Consider the following 1,146-nt stretch of genomic DNA (forward strand, 5'->3'; position numbering starts at 1 on the left):
TGCGTTAAGGATGGAAGTGGCATCCTTTTTTATGTCTGTTCGAGTGCTTTGTGAAGCATGAGCAAATAGTATCGAGAACAAGTAAAAAAGATACAACGGACAGCCTGACGCTACGTAGCTTTTGCGAAGTAGGGTAACGCCCAAATTATTATTTAGATTTTTTTTCTACCTTTGTTTTATATAAAAAATACAAACCCAAGCTATTATGAAAAAAACTACCTACATTTTATCTTTTTTATTACTAACTATTTTTACGGTTTCTAACAGTTATGCGCAATGCTCTTTTGACTCCAATGACGCAGGTACGGTTACCGATGCTAATTTCTCTAGCAATTCTTCTGCTTTTTCATCTATTTCTGGAATAGGAAACAGTTGGACTGCTTGCGGTGATGGCGTACTAGACAAAATATCCCTTCTGTCCCTTTATACTGGAGATAATGCCACCATATCTATACATGCTGGAGCAGGAAACGGAGGTGCTTTATTGGGTTCAGCTACTGCGATAACACCAAGCGATGCAACTTCTATAAATGACCGTAATTTAGTTTTTGATTTCTCCCCACTTTCTATTTCGATTACAAATGGCGGAACTTATACATGGATAATAAACAGTGGTAATTTTACTACGAGATTAACTGATATTGACATTTATGCAGGCGGAAGCGGATATCAAGGTACAACAGCATATCCTACAAATGATTTCTTGTTTCAAGTGGATATTGCCGATGATGCTCCTTTAGGTCTAGAAGATTTCACAAGCACGGAAAAGACATTACAATTATTTCCAAATCCCGCTGTGAACTACTTCCAAATTTCTGGATTAACAAAAACAGAAACTTATACTATTTATAATATTTTAGGTGCTGTAGTTTCTCGTGGAGATGTGACTAATAAGGAACAAATGGACATCAAAAACTTAACCAATGGGTTATACGTATTGAAATTGAAAAATGGAAATGCCTTTACATTTGTAAAAAAATAAATATACTTGGTTACACCAAACCACAAAAAAAGCCTTCTTTTTCAAGAAGGCTTTTTTGCGTTAAGGATGGAAGTGGCATCCTTTTTTATGTCTGTTCGAGTGCTTTGTGAAGCATGAGCAAATAGTATCGAGAACAAGTAAAAAAGATACAACGGACAGCCTGA

Annotated in this window: 1 protein-coding gene; it reads left to right on the forward strand. The window is 36.0% G+C overall.

Features of this window, described 5'->3' with window-relative positions:
• Nucleotides 1–205: 205 nt before the first annotated feature.
• Nucleotides 206–982 (forward strand): T9SS type A sorting domain-containing protein, encoded by a 777-nt coding sequence (locus ACVCZW_RS00035; RefSeq protein WP_452231280.1) that lies wholly within the window; start codon nucleotides 206–208, stop codon nucleotides 980–982.
• Nucleotides 983–1,146: the final 164 nt, after the last annotated feature.

It is taken from the genome of Lacinutrix sp. MEBiC02595, from assembly GCF_053601555.1.